The organism is Crossiella cryophila, assembly GCF_014204915.1.
In the GTDB taxonomy this organism is placed as follows: Bacteria; Actinomycetota; Actinomycetes; order Mycobacteriales; family Pseudonocardiaceae; genus Crossiella; species Crossiella cryophila.
This window is the reverse complement of record NZ_JACHMH010000001.1, coordinates 8,045,930-8,059,803: the sequence shown is the minus strand read 5'-3', so window position 1 is coordinate 8,059,803 and position 13,874 is coordinate 8,045,930. Positions and strand designations below refer to the sequence as shown.

General features: G+C 71.5%; 15 protein-coding genes. 4 read left to right on the top strand and 11 right to left on the bottom strand.

Annotated elements, in window-relative coordinates; all coding sequences use genetic code 11:
• Nucleotides 1–5: 5 nt before the first annotated feature.
• Genes hydA through HNR67_RS34570 form a run of 3 tightly spaced genes read right to left on the bottom strand, consistent with a single transcriptional unit; the run spans nucleotide 6 to nucleotide 3,551 of the window.
• Nucleotides 6–1,412 (bottom strand): dihydropyrimidinase, encoded by a 1,407-nt coding sequence (hydA, locus tag HNR67_RS34580; RefSeq protein WP_185006792.1) that lies wholly within the window; start codon nucleotides 1,410–1,412, stop codon nucleotides 6–8.
• Entirely contained in the window at nucleotides 1,409–2,707 is a 1,299-nt protein-coding gene (locus HNR67_RS34575) for an aspartate aminotransferase family protein (protein WP_185006790.1), read from the bottom strand. The genes hydA and HNR67_RS34575 overlap by 4 nt, the downstream gene beginning before the upstream one ends.
• Nucleotide 2,708: 1 nt before the next feature.
• The gene (locus HNR67_RS34570; RefSeq protein WP_185006788.1) at nucleotides 2,709–3,551 is read right to left on the bottom strand and encodes a nitrilase-related carbon-nitrogen hydrolase; all 843 of its coding nucleotides are present in this window, start codon (nucleotides 3,549–3,551) and stop codon (nucleotides 2,709–2,711) included.
• A gap of 133 nt (nucleotides 3,552–3,684) precedes the next feature.
• On the opposite strand from HNR67_RS34570, the gene HNR67_RS34565 reads away from it, so the two are divergent.
• Complete coding sequence (locus HNR67_RS34565) at nucleotides 3,685–4,983, top strand: alpha/beta fold hydrolase (protein WP_312988710.1); 1,299 nt, start codon at nucleotides 3,685–3,687, stop codon at nucleotides 4,981–4,983.
• A 31-nt stretch (nucleotides 4,984–5,014) separates the two neighbouring features.
• Here HNR67_RS34565 and HNR67_RS34560 read toward each other — a convergent pair whose 3' ends face one another.
• Both HNR67_RS34560 and HNR67_RS34555 read right to left on the bottom strand, forming a co-directional pair.
• Complete coding sequence (locus HNR67_RS34560) at nucleotides 5,015–5,887, bottom strand: S8 family peptidase (protein ID WP_185006784.1); 873 nt, start codon at nucleotides 5,885–5,887, stop codon at nucleotides 5,015–5,017.
• 58 nt (nucleotides 5,888–5,945) lie between these two features.
• Nucleotides 5,946–6,518 carry a putative immunity protein gene (locus HNR67_RS34555; RefSeq protein WP_185006782.1) on the bottom strand — a complete coding sequence of 191 codons (573 nt, stop codon included), beginning with the start codon at nucleotides 6,516–6,518 and terminating at the stop codon, nucleotides 5,946–5,948.
• A 64-nt stretch (nucleotides 6,519–6,582) separates the two neighbouring features.
• Between HNR67_RS34555 and HNR67_RS34550 the strand changes: the two genes are divergently transcribed.
• Nucleotides 6,583–7,122 (top strand): MarR family winged helix-turn-helix transcriptional regulator, encoded by a 540-nt coding sequence (locus HNR67_RS34550; protein WP_185006780.1) that lies wholly within the window; start codon nucleotides 6,583–6,585, stop codon nucleotides 7,120–7,122.
• 36 nt (nucleotides 7,123–7,158) lie between these two features.
• The gene (locus HNR67_RS34545; protein WP_312988708.1) at nucleotides 7,159–7,776 is read left to right on the top strand and encodes a DsbA family protein; all 618 of its coding nucleotides are present in this window, start codon (nucleotides 7,159–7,161) and stop codon (nucleotides 7,774–7,776) included.
• Here the strand turns inward: HNR67_RS34545 and HNR67_RS34540 are convergent.
• Genes HNR67_RS34540 through HNR67_RS34520 form a run of 5 tightly spaced genes read right to left on the bottom strand, consistent with a single transcriptional unit; the run spans nucleotide 7,748 to nucleotide 11,285 of the window.
• Nucleotides 7,748–8,173 (bottom strand): hypothetical protein, encoded by a 426-nt coding sequence (locus tag HNR67_RS34540; RefSeq protein WP_185006779.1) that lies wholly within the window; start codon nucleotides 8,171–8,173, stop codon nucleotides 7,748–7,750. The genes HNR67_RS34545 and HNR67_RS34540 overlap by 29 nt on opposite strands.
• Nucleotides 8,173–9,294, bottom strand: coding sequence for a molybdopterin-dependent oxidoreductase (locus HNR67_RS34535; RefSeq protein ID WP_185011452.1), 1,122 nt, complete (start codon nucleotides 9,292–9,294; stop codon nucleotides 8,173–8,175). The genes HNR67_RS34540 and HNR67_RS34535 overlap by 1 nt, the downstream gene beginning before the upstream one ends.
• A complete protein-coding gene (locus tag HNR67_RS34530) occupies nucleotides 9,272–9,904 on the bottom strand; it encodes a methyltransferase domain-containing protein (RefSeq protein WP_185006777.1) in 633 nt (210 codons plus the stop codon). Before HNR67_RS34530 ends, HNR67_RS34535 begins: the two co-directional genes overlap by 23 nt.
• Nucleotides 9,901–10,623 (bottom strand): TIGR04282 family arsenosugar biosynthesis glycosyltransferase, encoded by a 723-nt coding sequence (locus tag HNR67_RS34525; protein WP_185006775.1) that lies wholly within the window; start codon nucleotides 10,621–10,623, stop codon nucleotides 9,901–9,903. Before HNR67_RS34525 ends, HNR67_RS34530 begins: the two co-directional genes overlap by 4 nt.
• A complete protein-coding gene (locus HNR67_RS34520; RefSeq protein WP_185006773.1) occupies nucleotides 10,620–11,285 on the bottom strand; it encodes a glycosyltransferase family 2 protein in 666 nt (221 codons plus the stop codon). The genes HNR67_RS34525 and HNR67_RS34520 overlap by 4 nt, the downstream gene beginning before the upstream one ends.
• Nucleotides 11,286–11,429: 144 nt before the next feature.
• Between HNR67_RS34520 and HNR67_RS34515 the strand changes: the two genes are divergently transcribed.
• Nucleotides 11,430–12,710, top strand: a complete 1,281-nt coding sequence (locus HNR67_RS34515; RefSeq protein WP_185006771.1) for a hypothetical protein — start codon at nucleotides 11,430–11,432, stop codon at nucleotides 12,708–12,710.
• Here HNR67_RS34515 and HNR67_RS34510 read toward each other — a convergent pair.
• On the bottom strand, nucleotides 12,697–13,758 hold the full coding sequence (locus HNR67_RS34510; protein WP_185006769.1) for an NAD-dependent epimerase/dehydratase family protein: 1,062 nt from the start codon (nucleotides 13,756–13,758) through the stop codon (nucleotides 12,697–12,699). The genes HNR67_RS34515 and HNR67_RS34510 overlap by 14 nt on opposite strands.
• Nucleotides 13,759–13,874: the final 116 nt, after the last annotated feature.

Below are 13,874 nucleotides of genomic sequence, written 5' to 3'. Positions count from 1 at the left end.
GGTCCTCACACCAGGTACTGACACGTGTCGCGTTTGAGGAAGGAGCCGTGGCCCTTGTGGCCGAGGTAGGTGTTCTCCGAGATGACCACCTTGCCGCGGGAGAGCACTACATCGACCTTGCCGGTGACGGTCTTGCCCTCGTAGCAGGAGTAGTCCACGTTCATGTGGTGGGTCTCGGCGGAGAGGGTCTGCCGCGCCTTGGGGTCGTAGATCACCACGTCGGCGTCCGAGCCCGGCGCGATGGTGCCCTTGCGCGGGTACAGGCCGAACATCCGGGCCGGGGTGGCGCAGGCGAGTTCGATCCAGCGTTTGCGGCTGATCTGCCCGTCCACCACGCCCTGGTGCAGCAGGTCCATCCGGTGTTCGACGCCGGGCAACCCGTTGGGGATCTTGGAGAAGTCGCCGAGGCCGAGTTCCTTCTGGCCCTTGAAGCAGAACGGGCAGTGGTCGGTGGAGACCACGGAGAGGTCGTTGGTGCGCAGGCCCTTCCACAGTTCGGCCTGGTGCTGTTCGGGCCGCAGCGGGGTGGAGCAGACGTACTTGGACCCCTCGAAGCCCGGCCGCGCCAGGTCCTCTGTGGACAGATAGAGGTACTGCGGGCAGGTCTCGGCGAAGGCGTTGACGCCGTTGTCCCTGGCGCGCGCGACCTCGGCGAGGGCCTCGGCGGCGGAGAGGTGCACGATGTAGACCGGCGCGCCGGCCACCCTGGCGAGCTGGATGGCGCGGTGGGTTGCCTCGGCCTCCAGGAAGGCGTGCCGGACCTGGCCGTGGTAGCGCGGGTCGGTCTCGCCGCGTTGCAGGGCCTGTTCGATGAGCACGTCGATGGCGATGCCGTTCTCCGCGTGCATCATGATCAGCCCGCCGTTGTCGGCGGCTTTCTGCATGGCGCGCAGGATCTGGCCGTCGTCGCTGTAGAACACGCCGGGGTAGGCCATGAACAGCTTGAAGCTGGAGATGCCCTCGCCGACGAGCTGGTCCATCTCCTTGAGCGTGTGCGGGGTGACCTCGCCCATGATCATGTGGAAGCCGTAGTCGATGGCGCACTGGCCGTCGGCCTTGGCCTGCCAGGCATCCAGGCCCTCGCGCAGCGACATCCCTGGCGTCTGCACGGCGAAGTCGACGATGGTGGTGGTGCCGCCCCAGGCCGCGGCCCGGGTGCCGGTCTCGAAGGTGTCGGCGGCGAAGGTGCCGCCGAAGGGCAGTTCCATGTGGGTGTGGCAGTCCACGCCGCCGGGCAGCACGTAGCGGCCGGTGGCGTCCAGCACGGTGTCCGCGCCGGTGGCGAAGGATTCGGCGAGTCCGGATTCGGGGGCGGCCAGGGCCACCACCTTCTCGCCGTCGATGAGCACGTCGGCAAGCAGCTCGTCGGCCGCGGTGATCACCAGGCCGTTGCGGATCACGGTGCGGCTCATGGGTTCTCCTCCCCGGCCACGGTCAGCGCGTGCCGCAGCACCCGCAGTCCTTCCTCGGCCTCGGCCCTGGTGAGCGAGAGCGGCGGGGCCAGGCGCAGCACGTTGTTGTGCAGCCCGCCCTTGCCGATCAGCAGCCCGCCCGCGCGCGCGGCCTCCAGGGTGGCGGTGGCGGCGGCCGGGTTGGGGTCCAGGGTGCCGGGGCGGACGAGTTCGACGCCCAGCATCAGGCCCTTGCCGCGCACGTCGCCGACCACCGGCAGCAGCGCGGTGGCCGAGGACAGCTCCTGCTTGAGCCAGCCACCCACCTCCAGTGCGTTGGCCTGGAGGTTGTTGTCCAGGGCGTAGCGCAGGTTGGCCAGCCCGGCGGCCATGGTGATCGGGCTGCCGCCGAAGGTGGACAAGGAGTTGGCGCGCAGGGTGTTCATGATCTCGGCGCGGGCGATCACGCCGCCGATGGACATGCCGTTGCCGATGCCCTTGGCGAAGGTGACGATGTCCGGGGTGGCGCCGTGGGCCTGCCAGCCCCAGAAGTTCTCGCCGGTGCGGCCCCAGCCGGTCTGCACCTCATCGGCGATCCACAGGATGCCGTGCTCGTCCAGGACCTCCTTGAACGCGCCGTAGAGCCCGTCAGGCGGCACGCTGAACCCGCCGACGCCCTGGATCGGCTCGGCGATCAGCGCGGCGGCGTTCTTGTCGCCCTGGTCGAGCACATCGCGCAGGTCCTCCACGCAGGCGTTGATGTACTCGGCGTCGGTGAACTCCCGGAACGGGCCGCGGAACCGGTTGCCGCCGTGCACGTAGGAGACCTGGAACGGAGACAGGCTGGTGGTGGACCAGCCGGAGTTGCCGGTGATGGAGACCGCGGAGAAGGAGCGCCCGTGGTAGCTGTTGCGCATGGCCAGGACCTGGTTGGATCGGCGCACCCCGGTGGCCAGCAGCAGCGCCGCGTCGTTGGCCTCGGTGCCGCTGGCGGTGAAGAACACCCGCGCGTCCGGGATGCCGGAGACCGCGGCGATCTGCTCGGCCAGCTCGACCATCGGACGGCTCAGGTACACCGTGGAGGTGTGCAGGATCTTGCCCGCCTGCTCGGTGACCGCCTTGGTCACCTCGGGCAGGGCGTGCGCGGTCATCGTGGTCAGGATGCCGCCGAAGAAGTCCAGGTAGCGGTTGCCCTGGCTGTCGTAGACGTGCCTGCCCTCGCCGCGGTCGAGTTCGATCGGCTCGGCGTAGTAGGCGGACAGCCAGCTCGGCAGCACCGCCTGGCGGCGGGCGTACAGCTCCGCGTGCGCTCCCATGTCAGCCCTCCGTCAGGGTTCCGTAGGCGTCCGGGCGGCGGTCCCGGTAGAAGGCCCATTGCTGGCGGACCTCGTCGATGAGGTCGAAGTCCAGGTCGCGGACCACGAGTTCCTCCTCGGTGCCGCTGGCCACCTCGCCGACCATCTGGCCGCGCGGGTCGACGAAGTAGCTGGTGCCGTAGAAGTCGTTGTCGCCGTACTCCTCGACGCCGACCCGGTTGATCGCGGCCACGAAGTACTCGTTGGCCACCGCGGCGGCGGGCTGTTCGAGCTGCCACAGGTAGGCGGAGAGGCCGCGGCTGGTGGCGGAGGGGTTGAACACGAGTTTCGCCCCGGCCAGGCCGAGCGCACGCCAGCCCTCGGGGAAGTGCCGGTCGTAGCAGATGTAGACGCCGATCCGGCCGACCGCGGTGTCGAAGATCGGCCAGCCGAGGTTGCCGGGCCGGAAGTAGTACTTCTCCCAGAAGCCCTTGACCTGCGGGATGTGGTGTTTGCGGTACTTGCCGAGGTAGCTGCCGTCGGCGTCGATGACCGCCGCGGTGTTGTAGTAGAAGCCGGCCTGCTCGACCTCGTAGACCGGGACGACCAGCACCATGCCGGTCTCCTTGGCCAGTGCCTGCATGCGCTTGACCGTCGGCCCGTCGGGCACCGGTTCGGCCCATTTGTAGTGCTCGGCGTCCTGCACCTGGCAGAAGTACGGCGCGTTGAACACCTCCTGGAAGCCCATGACCTTGGCGCCCTGGGCGGCCGCGGATCGGGCCGCACGTTCGTGCGCCTCGATCATCGAGTCGGTGTCGCCGGTCCACTTCGTCTGGAAGATCGCGGCTCGAACCACGTTGACCACAGCTTTCCCCTCGCTTCTGGTCTGGGCGTCGGGGTCGACCTCGGCAACCTATGAAGAGCATCACTCTGGTGCAATAGGGTCTTTGTTACCGAACAATAATTCACCCGGGCGCCATGGAGTTACCGTTTGCGGCGTGACGACTGCCAATCGCCTGCGCACCGACCGGCTGCCCGGCCTGGTGACCACCGCCTACACCTTCGACGTACCGGTTGATCATGCTGCTCCGCAAGGGGAACACCTGACCGTGTTCGCCCGCGAGGTGGTGGCGGCCGGGCGGGAGAAGGACAAGCTGCCCTGGCTGCTGATGTTGCAGGGCGGCCCCGGCCAGCCCTGTGAGCGGCCCACCGCGCCGAGTGCCTGGCTGGGCCGGGCGCTCAAGGACTACCGGGTGCTGCTGCTGGACCAGCGCGGCACCGGGCTGAGCAGCCGGGTCAACCGGCAGACGCTGCCGCTACGCGGGGACGCCAAGGCGCAGGCGGAGTACGTGGCGCACTTCCGCGCCGACTCGATCGTGCGGGACGCCGAGCTGGTCCGGCAGGCGCTGATCGGCGATGAGCCGTGGAGCATCTACGGGCAGAGCTTCGGCGGGTTCTGCTCGCTGACCTACCTGTCGCTGTTCCCCGGTTCGCTGCGCGAGTCGCTGATCACCGGTGGGCTGGCGCCGCTGACCGCCACCGCGGACGAGGTCTACCGGGCGCTGTACCCGCGGGTGCGGGAGAAGAACGAGCAGTTCTTCGCCCGCTACCCGGAGGACGCGGAGATCGCCCGCCGGGTGGTGGACCACCTGCTGGCGCACGACGTCCGGCTGCCGACCGGGGAACGGCTGACCGCGCACCGCTTCCAGACCCTGGGCATGGGTTTCGGCACCCATCGCGAGTTCGACTCGCTGCACTACCTGCTTGAGATGTCCTTTGTGGACGGTGTGGGTGGGCCGGAGCTGTCCGATCCGTTCCTGATCCAGGCCGGGGCGCGGCTGTCCTTCGCCGGTGCGCCGCTGTACGCGCTGGTGCACGAGGCGATCTACGCCCAGGGTTGTGCCTCGGACTGGTCGGCGCAGCGGGTGCGCGCGGAGTTCCCCGAGTTCGACCTGGAGGGTGACTGGCCGGTGCTGTTCACCGGCGAGATGATCTACCCCTGGCAGTTCGACGAGGACCCGGCGCTGACCCCGCTCAAGGATGTGGCCGAGATCCTGGCCGCGCGCACGGACTGGGGGCCGCTGTACGACCCGGAGGTGCTGGCGCGCAACGAGGTGCCGGTGGCCGCGGCGGTCTACTTCGACGACATGTACGTCGACTCCGCCTACTCCCTGGAGACCGCGAGCGTCATGGGCGCCACCAGGGCCTGGGTGACCAACGAGTACGAGCACGACGGCGCGGGCCGGTCCGCCTCGGTGCTGGACCGGCTGATCAAGATGGCCCGCGGGGAGCTGTGACCGGCGGCTGCACCGGTCACAGCCGCGCTGGTCAGCGTGCGTAGAGCAGGCGGTTCGGGGTCCCGGCCTTCAAGCCGGTGATCTTGTTCTTGGTGGCCCCGTCGACGAGGTGCTTGTTGACCTCGGCGACGGTGGCCGCCGGGTGCGCGCCCAGGTAGTTGGCCACCACGCCGGAGACGAACGGGGCGGCCTCGGAGGTCCCGTCGTGCGTGGCGGTGGCGGTGTCGGACTCGCTGGTGGCGGTCAGGATGGCCGCGCCGGGGGCGAACAGGTCCACGCACGGGCCGTTGGCCGAGTGCTGCCAGACCTGGTCGGTGCGGGTCACCGAACCGACGGTGATCGCGTCCCGCACCCGGGAGGGCGAGCCGTTGCAGGCGTCGACCGGCTGGTTGCCCGCGGAGACCACCACCGGGATACCCGCGTTGAGGACCTGCTGCACGGCGGCGTCCATGGCCGCGTTGCGCGCCCCGCCCAGGCTGAGGTTGAGCACGGCGGGCTTGACCGCGTTGGCGGCGACCCAGCGCACCGCCGCGACCACGTCCACCCGCCCGCACAGCGCCCGTACCGACTGGATGGTCGCCGCGGGCGCGGTGCGGGCGGCGATGCTGCCCACCGCGGTGCCGTGGCTGGCACAGTCGCCGCCGACGCCCTCCGGGTCGTAGGCGGTGCGGGCCCGGCCGCCGAAGGCCTGGTGGGTGGTGCGGATGCCGGTGTCCAGGACGTAGATGTTCACGCCCGCGCCGTTCCCGACCGGTTGGTAGGCGCCGTTGAGCGGGAGGTCGCGCTGGTCGATGCGGTCCAGGCCCCAGTCGACGGGGGCGGCGGAGGCGGCGGGGGTGAAGGTGAGCGCGCTGAGCAGGATGGTGGCGAGCACGGGGAGCGCGCGCCGGTGCAGGGTGGTCATGGCCGCCACTTTTCGTGGGGTGGGGCGGGGCCGGGTACCTACGGAAGTAGCCGGGGTTTCAGTTGGCGGCGGGGTTCACTTCGGCGGCCTGCGCGCGCAACGCGGTGTCCAGCATCCGCAGCAGCTCGCCCGCCCGGCCGCGACCACCCGGCGCGGCGGGATACCGGGCCAGCACCCGCACCACGACGGGGCCGGCCAGGGTCCGGGCCCGCTCGATGTACTGCTCGCCTACCGTTCGGTCGGTGGCGGCGTCCAGTTCGACGGCCCTGGCCGCGTGGGCGGCCGCGCCGAGGATGTGCGGGACCTGGGTGGCCTTCGCCAGGGGATGCAGGTAGGCCGCGCTGGCCGCGGCCACGGCGGCGCGGGCGGCGTCACTGGCCGCGGCCTGGCCGGCGTCGCGGGTCTCCTGGTAGGCCCGGTTCGCCGCCCAGGCGTGATCGCGGATCGACTTGGACCGCTCGGCCCCGGCGGCGAACGCCTGGGCGGACTCGATCGCGGCTCGTGGCCGCCGGTCGCCGGGGCGGGCGCGCTCGAAGATGGCCAGGGCGGGTTCCGCGCAGGCCGCGGCGTAGTCGGCGATCGCGCGGAGTTCGGCCATGCTGAGGTCGATCGTCAGGTTCTGGTCAGCCATCCACTGAACGGTATCGTTGAATATTCGGTGAAGGTTTCTCGGTGATAATCGCAGGACAACGTGGATGAACCCTCAAACGACGGGACTGGAGGCCGGGGACTTGGGTGCGGAGCCGGAGCACGCGGAGATCGGCACGGCGAAGCAGGCCGCGGCCGATGACCGGGTGCTCGTGTTCGGGCGGTTGCTGGGTGCGGCGAACCGCCTGGAGCACATCCTCGGGCGGGAGATCGAGGCCGAGTGCGGGATCAGCCACCTCATGTTCGAGGTGCTGCTGATCCTGGGGCGGGCCGGGGAGCCGGGGCTGCCGATGCGGCGGATCGCCCAGGAACAGGTGCTCACCACCGGCGGCGCCACCCGGCTGGTCGACCGGATGGTGCGGGCCGGCCTGGTCGAGCGGGTCGCCGAGCCGGGGGACCGGCGGGTGCACCTGGTGCGGCTGACCGAGGCGGGGGAGCGGACCGCGGTGACCGCGGCGCGGCTGCACGCGCGCAACGTGCAGCGCTACCTCCTGGACGCGCTGCCCGCTGACGAGCGGGAACTGTTCGCGGCGCAGGTGAAGCTGATCGGTCACGCGGCCAGGGACGCACTGCCGCCCCTGGGTTGAAACTGGAACATCTGACTCGTCAGGTAACCTGATCGGGTGACTGTGCGGCTGGTGTATGTGCTGGATGCCTACTGCGGGTGGTCCTACGGCTTTGCCCGGACCATGGCCGAGCTGACCGCCGCGCATCCCGGGCTGCCGGTGGAGGTGGTCTCCGGCGGGCTGTTCACCGGGGACCGGCGCCGACCGATCGGTCAGTACGAGTTCATCCGGGACGCCAACGAGCGGATCACCGACCTCACCGGGGTGAGTTTCGGCCCCGGGTTCGAGCGGCTGCTGGACGAGGGCTCGTTCGTGATGGACTCCGAACTGGCCGCGCGTGGGGTGGCCGCGCTGCGCGCACTGGCTCCCGACCGGTCGGTCGAGCTGGTCGGCGCGCTCCAGGACGCCTTCTACCAGGACGGGCGGAGCCTGTCCGACCCCGCGACCTACCGCGCGCTGGCCGAGCGGACCGGGCTGGACCCGGACCTGCTGGTGGCCGCCTTCGAGTCGCCGAACGCGGTGGCCGAGGCGGCGGCGGACTTCCGGTTCGCCGCCGAGCTGGGTGTGCAGGGCTTCCCGACCCTGCTCGCGGTGGAGGACGAGCGGGTGGCGACCCTGGCGGTGGGACACGCTTCCACCGAGGAAGTCACCCGTCGACTGGCGGCGCTGCGCTGACCCGGCGGCGGTTGAGCAGACCGGCGGCCAGCACCGCCAGCCACACCACGCCGAGCGCGATCACCAGTCCCAGCAACACGTTCCGGTCGTGCAGGCCGGGGTTGACGTAGGGCGCGAAGGTCCGCCACAGCCACGGCACGGACAGCGTCACCAGCACCGCGGACACCACCAGGCCGGTGATCACCGGTGTGCGCCAGGCCCGGCCGACCCGGTGGCTGATCGCCAATCCGAGCAGGCCGACGACCGGCGCGATCACCGCGTCGTGCAGGATCGGGCCGCCGATCAGCCAGCCGCCCAGCGACACCGTGTCGCCGAGCGAGGTGAACAGCAGCGGCAGCAACAGGATCGCGCCCCAGCCGAGCAGTCCGGCGCCGATCGCGCCCAGTACCCACCGCATCACCGCACCGCCAATCGGCCGACCCACTTGGTCTGCAACACACCAGGACGGCTCGGCGCGATGATCCGGCACGGGTAGCCGTGGTCCAGGTCCAGCTCCTCACCGTTGAGCCGCAAGGCCAGCAGCGTCAACGGGTCGTGCGCGTGCGTGGCGGGCAGTTCGCTGACCCGGTACGCGCCGCCCTGCTCCAGGGATTCCACCCGCACCGCCGAGTCCGGGCCCGCGCCGACGCTGCCGATCAGGTCGGCGACCCGGACACCGGTCCAGGTGGCGGACTGGCTCCAGCCCTCCACGCAGGCGATCGGGAGTTCGGCGGTGGTCTGCGGCAACGCGGTCAGCTCGGCCAGGCTGAGGTTCCGGGTCCCGGCCGGGCCGGTGATCTCCAGCCGCCAGGTGTCGGTGATCCGGGCGACCCCGGCGGCCGAGGCGGTGCGGTTGACCGGAAGTCCCTGCGGGCCCTTGGTGGAACGCCAGCCGAGGAAGGAAAGTCCTTGCAGGCCGGGGACTGTGGCGCCCGCGGTGGCGAGTACGGCCGCGCCGGTGGCCAGGCCGGTGCCGCGCAGGAACGCCCGGCGGGACAGGCCGACCGCCGGTTCCTGTTGCAGGCCAACGGGTTTGCTGAGTGCATCGCGGATCAGCGGGAGCTTGACCGCGACGTGCAGCAGCAGCGCGCCGACCGCGATCCAGGCCACGGCGTAGTGCGCGGTGACGAAGTAGAACCGCCACGGGTAGTTCTGCGCCACGTTGAACAGCCCGCTGGCGAGCTGGAAGAACGCCGCGGCCAGCAACGCGAAGATGGACAGCCGTTCCAGGGCGTGCGGCAGCGAGCGGATGGCGGGTTTGGCGAACAGTTTCGGGTAGACCGTCCAGAGTTTGGCCACCAGCAACGGGATCGCGGCGATCCCGCTGATCACGTGCACGCCCTGGTTGATCCGGAACAAGTTCACCGGGCGGGTGGGCCAGCTGAACCAGGCAGGCGGGTGCTGGACGCCGTGGCTGAGCAGACCGGTCACGAAGCACAGTCCGAACGCGATGCCCAGCCACAACCCGATCCGGCTGGTGACCCGGACATCGTGCGCGGAACCTTTGAAGTCGGATTCAGCCGGTGGCCGTAGTCGCATCATCGCGAACCTCCTTGCGCAGCACCGCGAACCACCGGCCGGAGTGGTCGAGGAGTTCGGTCACCCGGAACCCGGTGACCACGGCGAGCAACCCGATGGCATCGGCCCCGACCCAGGCCCAGTCGAAGTCGGATCCGGTCAGCCGCACCCGTTCCCGCCGCAACCCGGTGCCAGGGGGCTCGACCTCGATGAGGGCGTGGCCGGTGGGGGAGAGGAGTCGGTGCACCCGGCGGAGCAGCACCACCGGGTCGCCGCCGATGCCGATGTTGCCGTCGGCGAGCAGGATCTGCTGCCAGCGGCCCTCGGCCGGCAGCCGGTCGAAGAGGTCGCGGCACAGTGCGGCGCCACCGCGGTCGGTGGTGAGGCGGACGGCCACTGGGGAGCTGTCCACGCCCAGCGCGATCACGCCGCGGCGGCCGAGCGCGGTGACCAGGCGGCCGGGGCCGCAGCCGAGGTCGAGGACCGGGCCGGTGCAGCGGCGCAGGAGTTGTTCGTCGGCGGGGCAGGGGGTGGCGGACCAGCGGGCGATGGGCAGTAGCAGGGCGCGGCCGTCGGGGAGGTGCAGGAGATCGGTTTGGCCGAGCAGGGCGGCGTCGAACTCGCTGGTCATCGGGCCACCTCGACAGTGGGAGCGGGGAGGTGCGCGGCGGCGTTGGCGGGGGTGGCTGCCGGGGCGAGGCAGGGCAGGACCGCGGTGACCGCGTGGGCGAAGTACGAGCCGGGCAGGCCGCGGGCCACCGCGACCGCGTCCGCCATGGTGTCCACATCGGATAGCTCCGGCGCGATCCGCACCACCAGGCCCTTGTCCCGCAACGCCGACAGGGTTCGTTCACCCGTGTCGGTCTGGGACATCGGCACCGTGGCCAGCGCCGCCGCGTACTCCGGTTTGCACAGGCCGAGGGCCCACCAGCCGCCGTCGGCTGCCGGGCCGAGCACCGCGTCGGTGTTCCGCTGGGCCAGCAGGCGCAGGCAGTCGGCGAGCAGGGCCGGGGTGACCTGCGGGGTGTCCATGCCGAGCTGCAACCGTGGGCCGCCGACGTCGGCGTGCGCGTTGGCCAGGCGTTGGGCGAAACCGTTGCCGCGCTGGGAGATCACCGTGCAGCCGTACAGGGCCCGGCGTAGCCGGACCGTGTCGGCGGACTGGGACAGGTCGCCGGTCAGGGCGACCACCAGGCGGGTGCCGGGGGTGGCGCGGGCGGCGGACAGGGTGTCGTGCAGGCTCGCGGCGGCGATGGCGGCGGCCTGGTGCGGGGTGGCGGGTGGGGTCAAGCGGGTTTTGGCCTGGCCGGGGACGGGGGCCTTGGCCACCACCAGGATCGCCGGGTTCATCGCAGCACTCCCGCCATGTCGCGGGCCGCGCGCAGGGTGCCGAGCACCGAACCGCTCACCTTGGACTTGGTGCCCGCGGCGCGCGGCAGGTAGTCGATGTCCACTTCGGACACCGACCAGCCAGCGTCGGCCGCGCGGAGCAACAACTCCAGGGGATAGCCGAAGCCGCGGTCGGTGATGCCCAGGGCGAGCAGCTCATCCCGGCGGAAGGCGCGGATCGGGCCGATGTCCCGGACCGCCAGGCCGCGGCGGCGCAACAGCCAGGCCAGGAAGGCGTTCCCGGCCCGCGCGTGCCACGGCCACACCCCGCTGCTCACCGGGATCCGCCGTCCCACCGAGAGTTGCGCCCGGCCGGTGGCGACCGGGGCGACCAGGGCGGGCAACAGGCTGGGCGCCATCGAGCCGTCGGCGTCGAGCACGCAGACGATGTCGGTGCCGGCGTGTTCGATGCCGGTGTGCACGGCGGCGCCGTACCCGCGGCGCGGCTCACGCACCACGGTCGCGCCGAGTCCGGCGGCCACCGCGGCGGTGCCGTCGGTGGAGCCGTTGTCGACCACGATCGCGTGGTATCCAGGAGGGAGCTGGCGGAGTACGGCTGGCAGTGCGGCTGCCTCGTTGAGACAGGGCAGCACCACGTCCACCGCGCCGGTCGTCTGCGTCATGCCACCGGACGTTAGGGGGATGACGATCGGCCGGGAACCGTTGCGGTGCTTACCGAAATATGACGTACCGGCCAGTTCTTACCGAGTTGTTTCGGACCCCGGATCCACCGGGTGCGCTGCCTGGAATGGCCTTAGGTTGGCCGCGTGCTGTCTGGAAAAGACCGCCGTGACCTGCTGGCCGCGGCGGCCCTCGTGCTGCTCGTGGCCGTCGCGGTGGTGGTCGGCTTTGTCCTGCGTGCCAACGGAGTCCCCATCTTCGCCGGCGCCGCGCCGCTGTTCGGCGAGTGGCTGCCGCACCTCGGACCCGGCACCGCACCCGCGGTGCTGCTGGCGATCCTGGTGGTGTGGCAGGGTCCGCGGCTGGCGGATCGGTTGCCGTGGCGGGGATTGCTGGCCGCCGGGTACCTGACCGCGGTGGCCTGGACCCTGGCACTGGCCACTGTGGACGGTTGGCAACGCGGCCTGGCCACCCGGCTCACCACCTCCGACGAATACCTGCACGAGGTCGGCGGTATCGCCGACATCGGTGCGATGATCGCCGGATTCGCCGGGCGGATCCTGGACTTCCAGCCCGATTCCTGGACCACGCACGTCTCCGGCCACCCACCCGGCGCGCTGCTGGTGTACGTGCTGCTGGACCGGATCGGCCTCGGCGGCGGCGCGTGGGCCGGGATCGTCACCATCCTGATCGGTGGCCTGGTCGTGATCGCGGTGCCGGTCACCGTGCGCGCGCTGGCCGATGCCGACGCGGCCCGCCGGATGCTGCCGTTCGTGGTGCTGCTGCCCGGATTCGTCTGGTTCGGCGTGTCCGCGGACGGGTTGTTCGCCGGGGTCACCGCCTGCGGGATCGGATTGCTGGCCCTTGGCGGGTTCTGGCGATCACTGGGCGGCGGACTGTTGCTGGGCTTCGGATTGTTCCTCAGCTACGGCCTGGTCCTGTTGGCGCCCTTGGCCTTGGCCGTGCTGATCGTCGGCCGGGGCAGGCTGCTCCCGGCGGCCACCGGCGTGCTCGCGGTGACCGGCGCGTTCGCCCTGGCCGGATTCTGGTGGCTGGACGGCTACCACCTGGTCGTCGAGCGTTACTACCAGGGCATCGCCACCGCCCGCCCCTACGCCTACTGGGTGTGGGCCAACCTCGCCGCGCTCGCCCTGGCCACCGGACCCGCCCTGGCCGCCGGGATCCGCCGCGCCGCCACCGAACGGAGGCGGGGGATCACCATCCTGGTCGCCGCCGCCCTGCTCGCGGTGCTCGCCGCCGACCTGTCCGGACTCAGCAAGGCCGAGGTCGAGCGGATCTGGCTGCCGTTCGCGGTGTGGCTCAGCGCCGGGACCGCCCTGCTGCCAAGGGGATCCCGGCGCTGGTGGCTGGCCGCGCAGGCGGTCACCGCCCTGGCCGTGAACCACCTGGTGCTCACGAACTGGTGAGCACCGCCGGACGCCGCAACGGCGCGGTGGCGAACTCGGTGACCCCGTCGGCGAAGGAGACCTGGGCCCGGTAACCGAGCAACGCCGTCGCCTTCACCGGATCGGCCACCACATGCCGCACATCCCCCGGCCGGGCCCCGCCCGCGATCCGCGGCGCCGGGCCACCACACGCCGTCGCCAGCGCCGCGGCCATCTCGCCCACGGTGTGCGGATCGCCGGAGCACACGTTCAGCGCGGTCAGCCCGCCCTCGGCGGCCGGGGTCCCGATCGCCAGCCGGTTGGCCAGCGCGACATCCCGCACGTGCACGAAGTCCCGCCGTTGCCGCCCGTCCTCCAGGACTACCGGCGCCTCACCGCGTTCCAGGGAGGACCGGAACATCGAGGCCACCCCGGCGTACGGGGTGTTCTGCGGCATCCGCGGCCCGTACACGTTGTGGTAGCGCAACGCCCACACCGACCCGCCGGTCTGCCGCGCCCAGGCCGCCGCCAGGTGCTCCTGGGCGAGTTTGCTGGCCGCGTAGGTGCTGCGCGGATCGACCGGTGCGTCCTCTGGCACCAGTTCGTCGGCCAGCGCGGCCCCGCACACCGGGCACGGCGGCTCGTACCGGCCCGCCGCCAGCTCGGGCAGCAACCGCGGACCAGGGCGCACCACGCCGTGCTCGGCGCAGCGGTAGCGGCCCTCGCCGTAGACCACCATCGAGGAGGCCAGCACCAGCCTGCCCACCCCCGCCCGGTGCATGGCGGCCAGCAGCACCGCGGTGCCGTAGTCGTTCTGCAGCGCGTACTCCGGCGCGTCGTTCGGATCGACCCCGTGCCCGACCATGGCGGCCTGATGGCACACCACGTCCACCCCCGGCAGCAGCCGGTCCAGCAGGTCGGCGTCCCGCACGTCGCCGACGACCAGCTCCGCGGGCGTCCACGGGGGCGGGCCGTCCGCGCCGTGTGCCTGCGGGAGCAGGGCGTCCAGCAGCACGGTGTCCGATCCGGACAGTGCCTCGACGATGTGGGAGCCGATGAACCCGGCGGCCCCGGTGATCAACACTCGCATGCCGTTGACGCTAGGCCGAACGATGTATCGATGAGCGCCATCGGCGTCGGACGTCACCAAACCGTCAGAACTTGCGCACAATGCTGAGTGGTCCGCCATGGTGGCGGCGGGCCAGT

Bases quoted from the DNA above. Each gene is read 5' to 3' on its own strand.
- hydA (WP_185006792.1), bottom strand. From the start codon at position 1,412: ATGAGCCGCACCGTGATCCGCAACGGCCTGGTGATCACCGCGGCCGAC.
- HNR67_RS34575 (WP_185006790.1), bottom strand. From the start codon at position 2,707: ATGGGAGCGCACGCGGAGCTGTACGCCCGCCGCCAGGCGGTGCTGCCG.
- HNR67_RS34560 (WP_185006784.1), bottom strand. From the start codon at position 5,887: ATGACCACCCTGCACCGGCGCGCGCTCCCCGTGCTCGCCACCATCCTG.
- HNR67_RS34555 (WP_185006782.1), bottom strand. From the start codon at position 6,518: ATGGCTGACCAGAACCTGACGATCGACCTCAGCATGGCCGAACTCCGC.
- HNR67_RS34550 (WP_185006780.1), top strand. From the start codon at position 6,583: ATGAACCCTCAAACGACGGGACTGGAGGCCGGGGACTTGGGTGCGGAG.
- HNR67_RS34540 (WP_185006779.1), bottom strand. From the start codon at position 8,173: ATGCGGTGGGTACTGGGCGCGATCGGCGCCGGACTGCTCGGCTGGGGC.
- HNR67_RS34535 (WP_185011452.1), bottom strand. From the start codon at position 9,294: ATGCGACTACGGCCACCGGCTGAATCCGACTTCAAAGGTTCCGCGCAC.
- HNR67_RS34530 (WP_185006777.1), bottom strand. From the start codon at position 9,904: ATGACCAGCGAGTTCGACGCCGCCCTGCTCGGCCAAACCGATCTCCTG.
- HNR67_RS34525 (WP_185006775.1), bottom strand. From the start codon at position 10,623: ATGAACCCGGCGATCCTGGTGGTGGCCAAGGCCCCCGTCCCCGGCCAG.
- HNR67_RS34520 (WP_185006773.1), bottom strand. From the start codon at position 11,285: ATGACGCAGACGACCGGCGCGGTGGACGTGGTGCTGCCCTGTCTCAAC.
- HNR67_RS34510 (WP_185006769.1), bottom strand. From the start codon at position 13,758: ATGCGAGTGTTGATCACCGGGGCCGCCGGGTTCATCGGCTCCCACATC.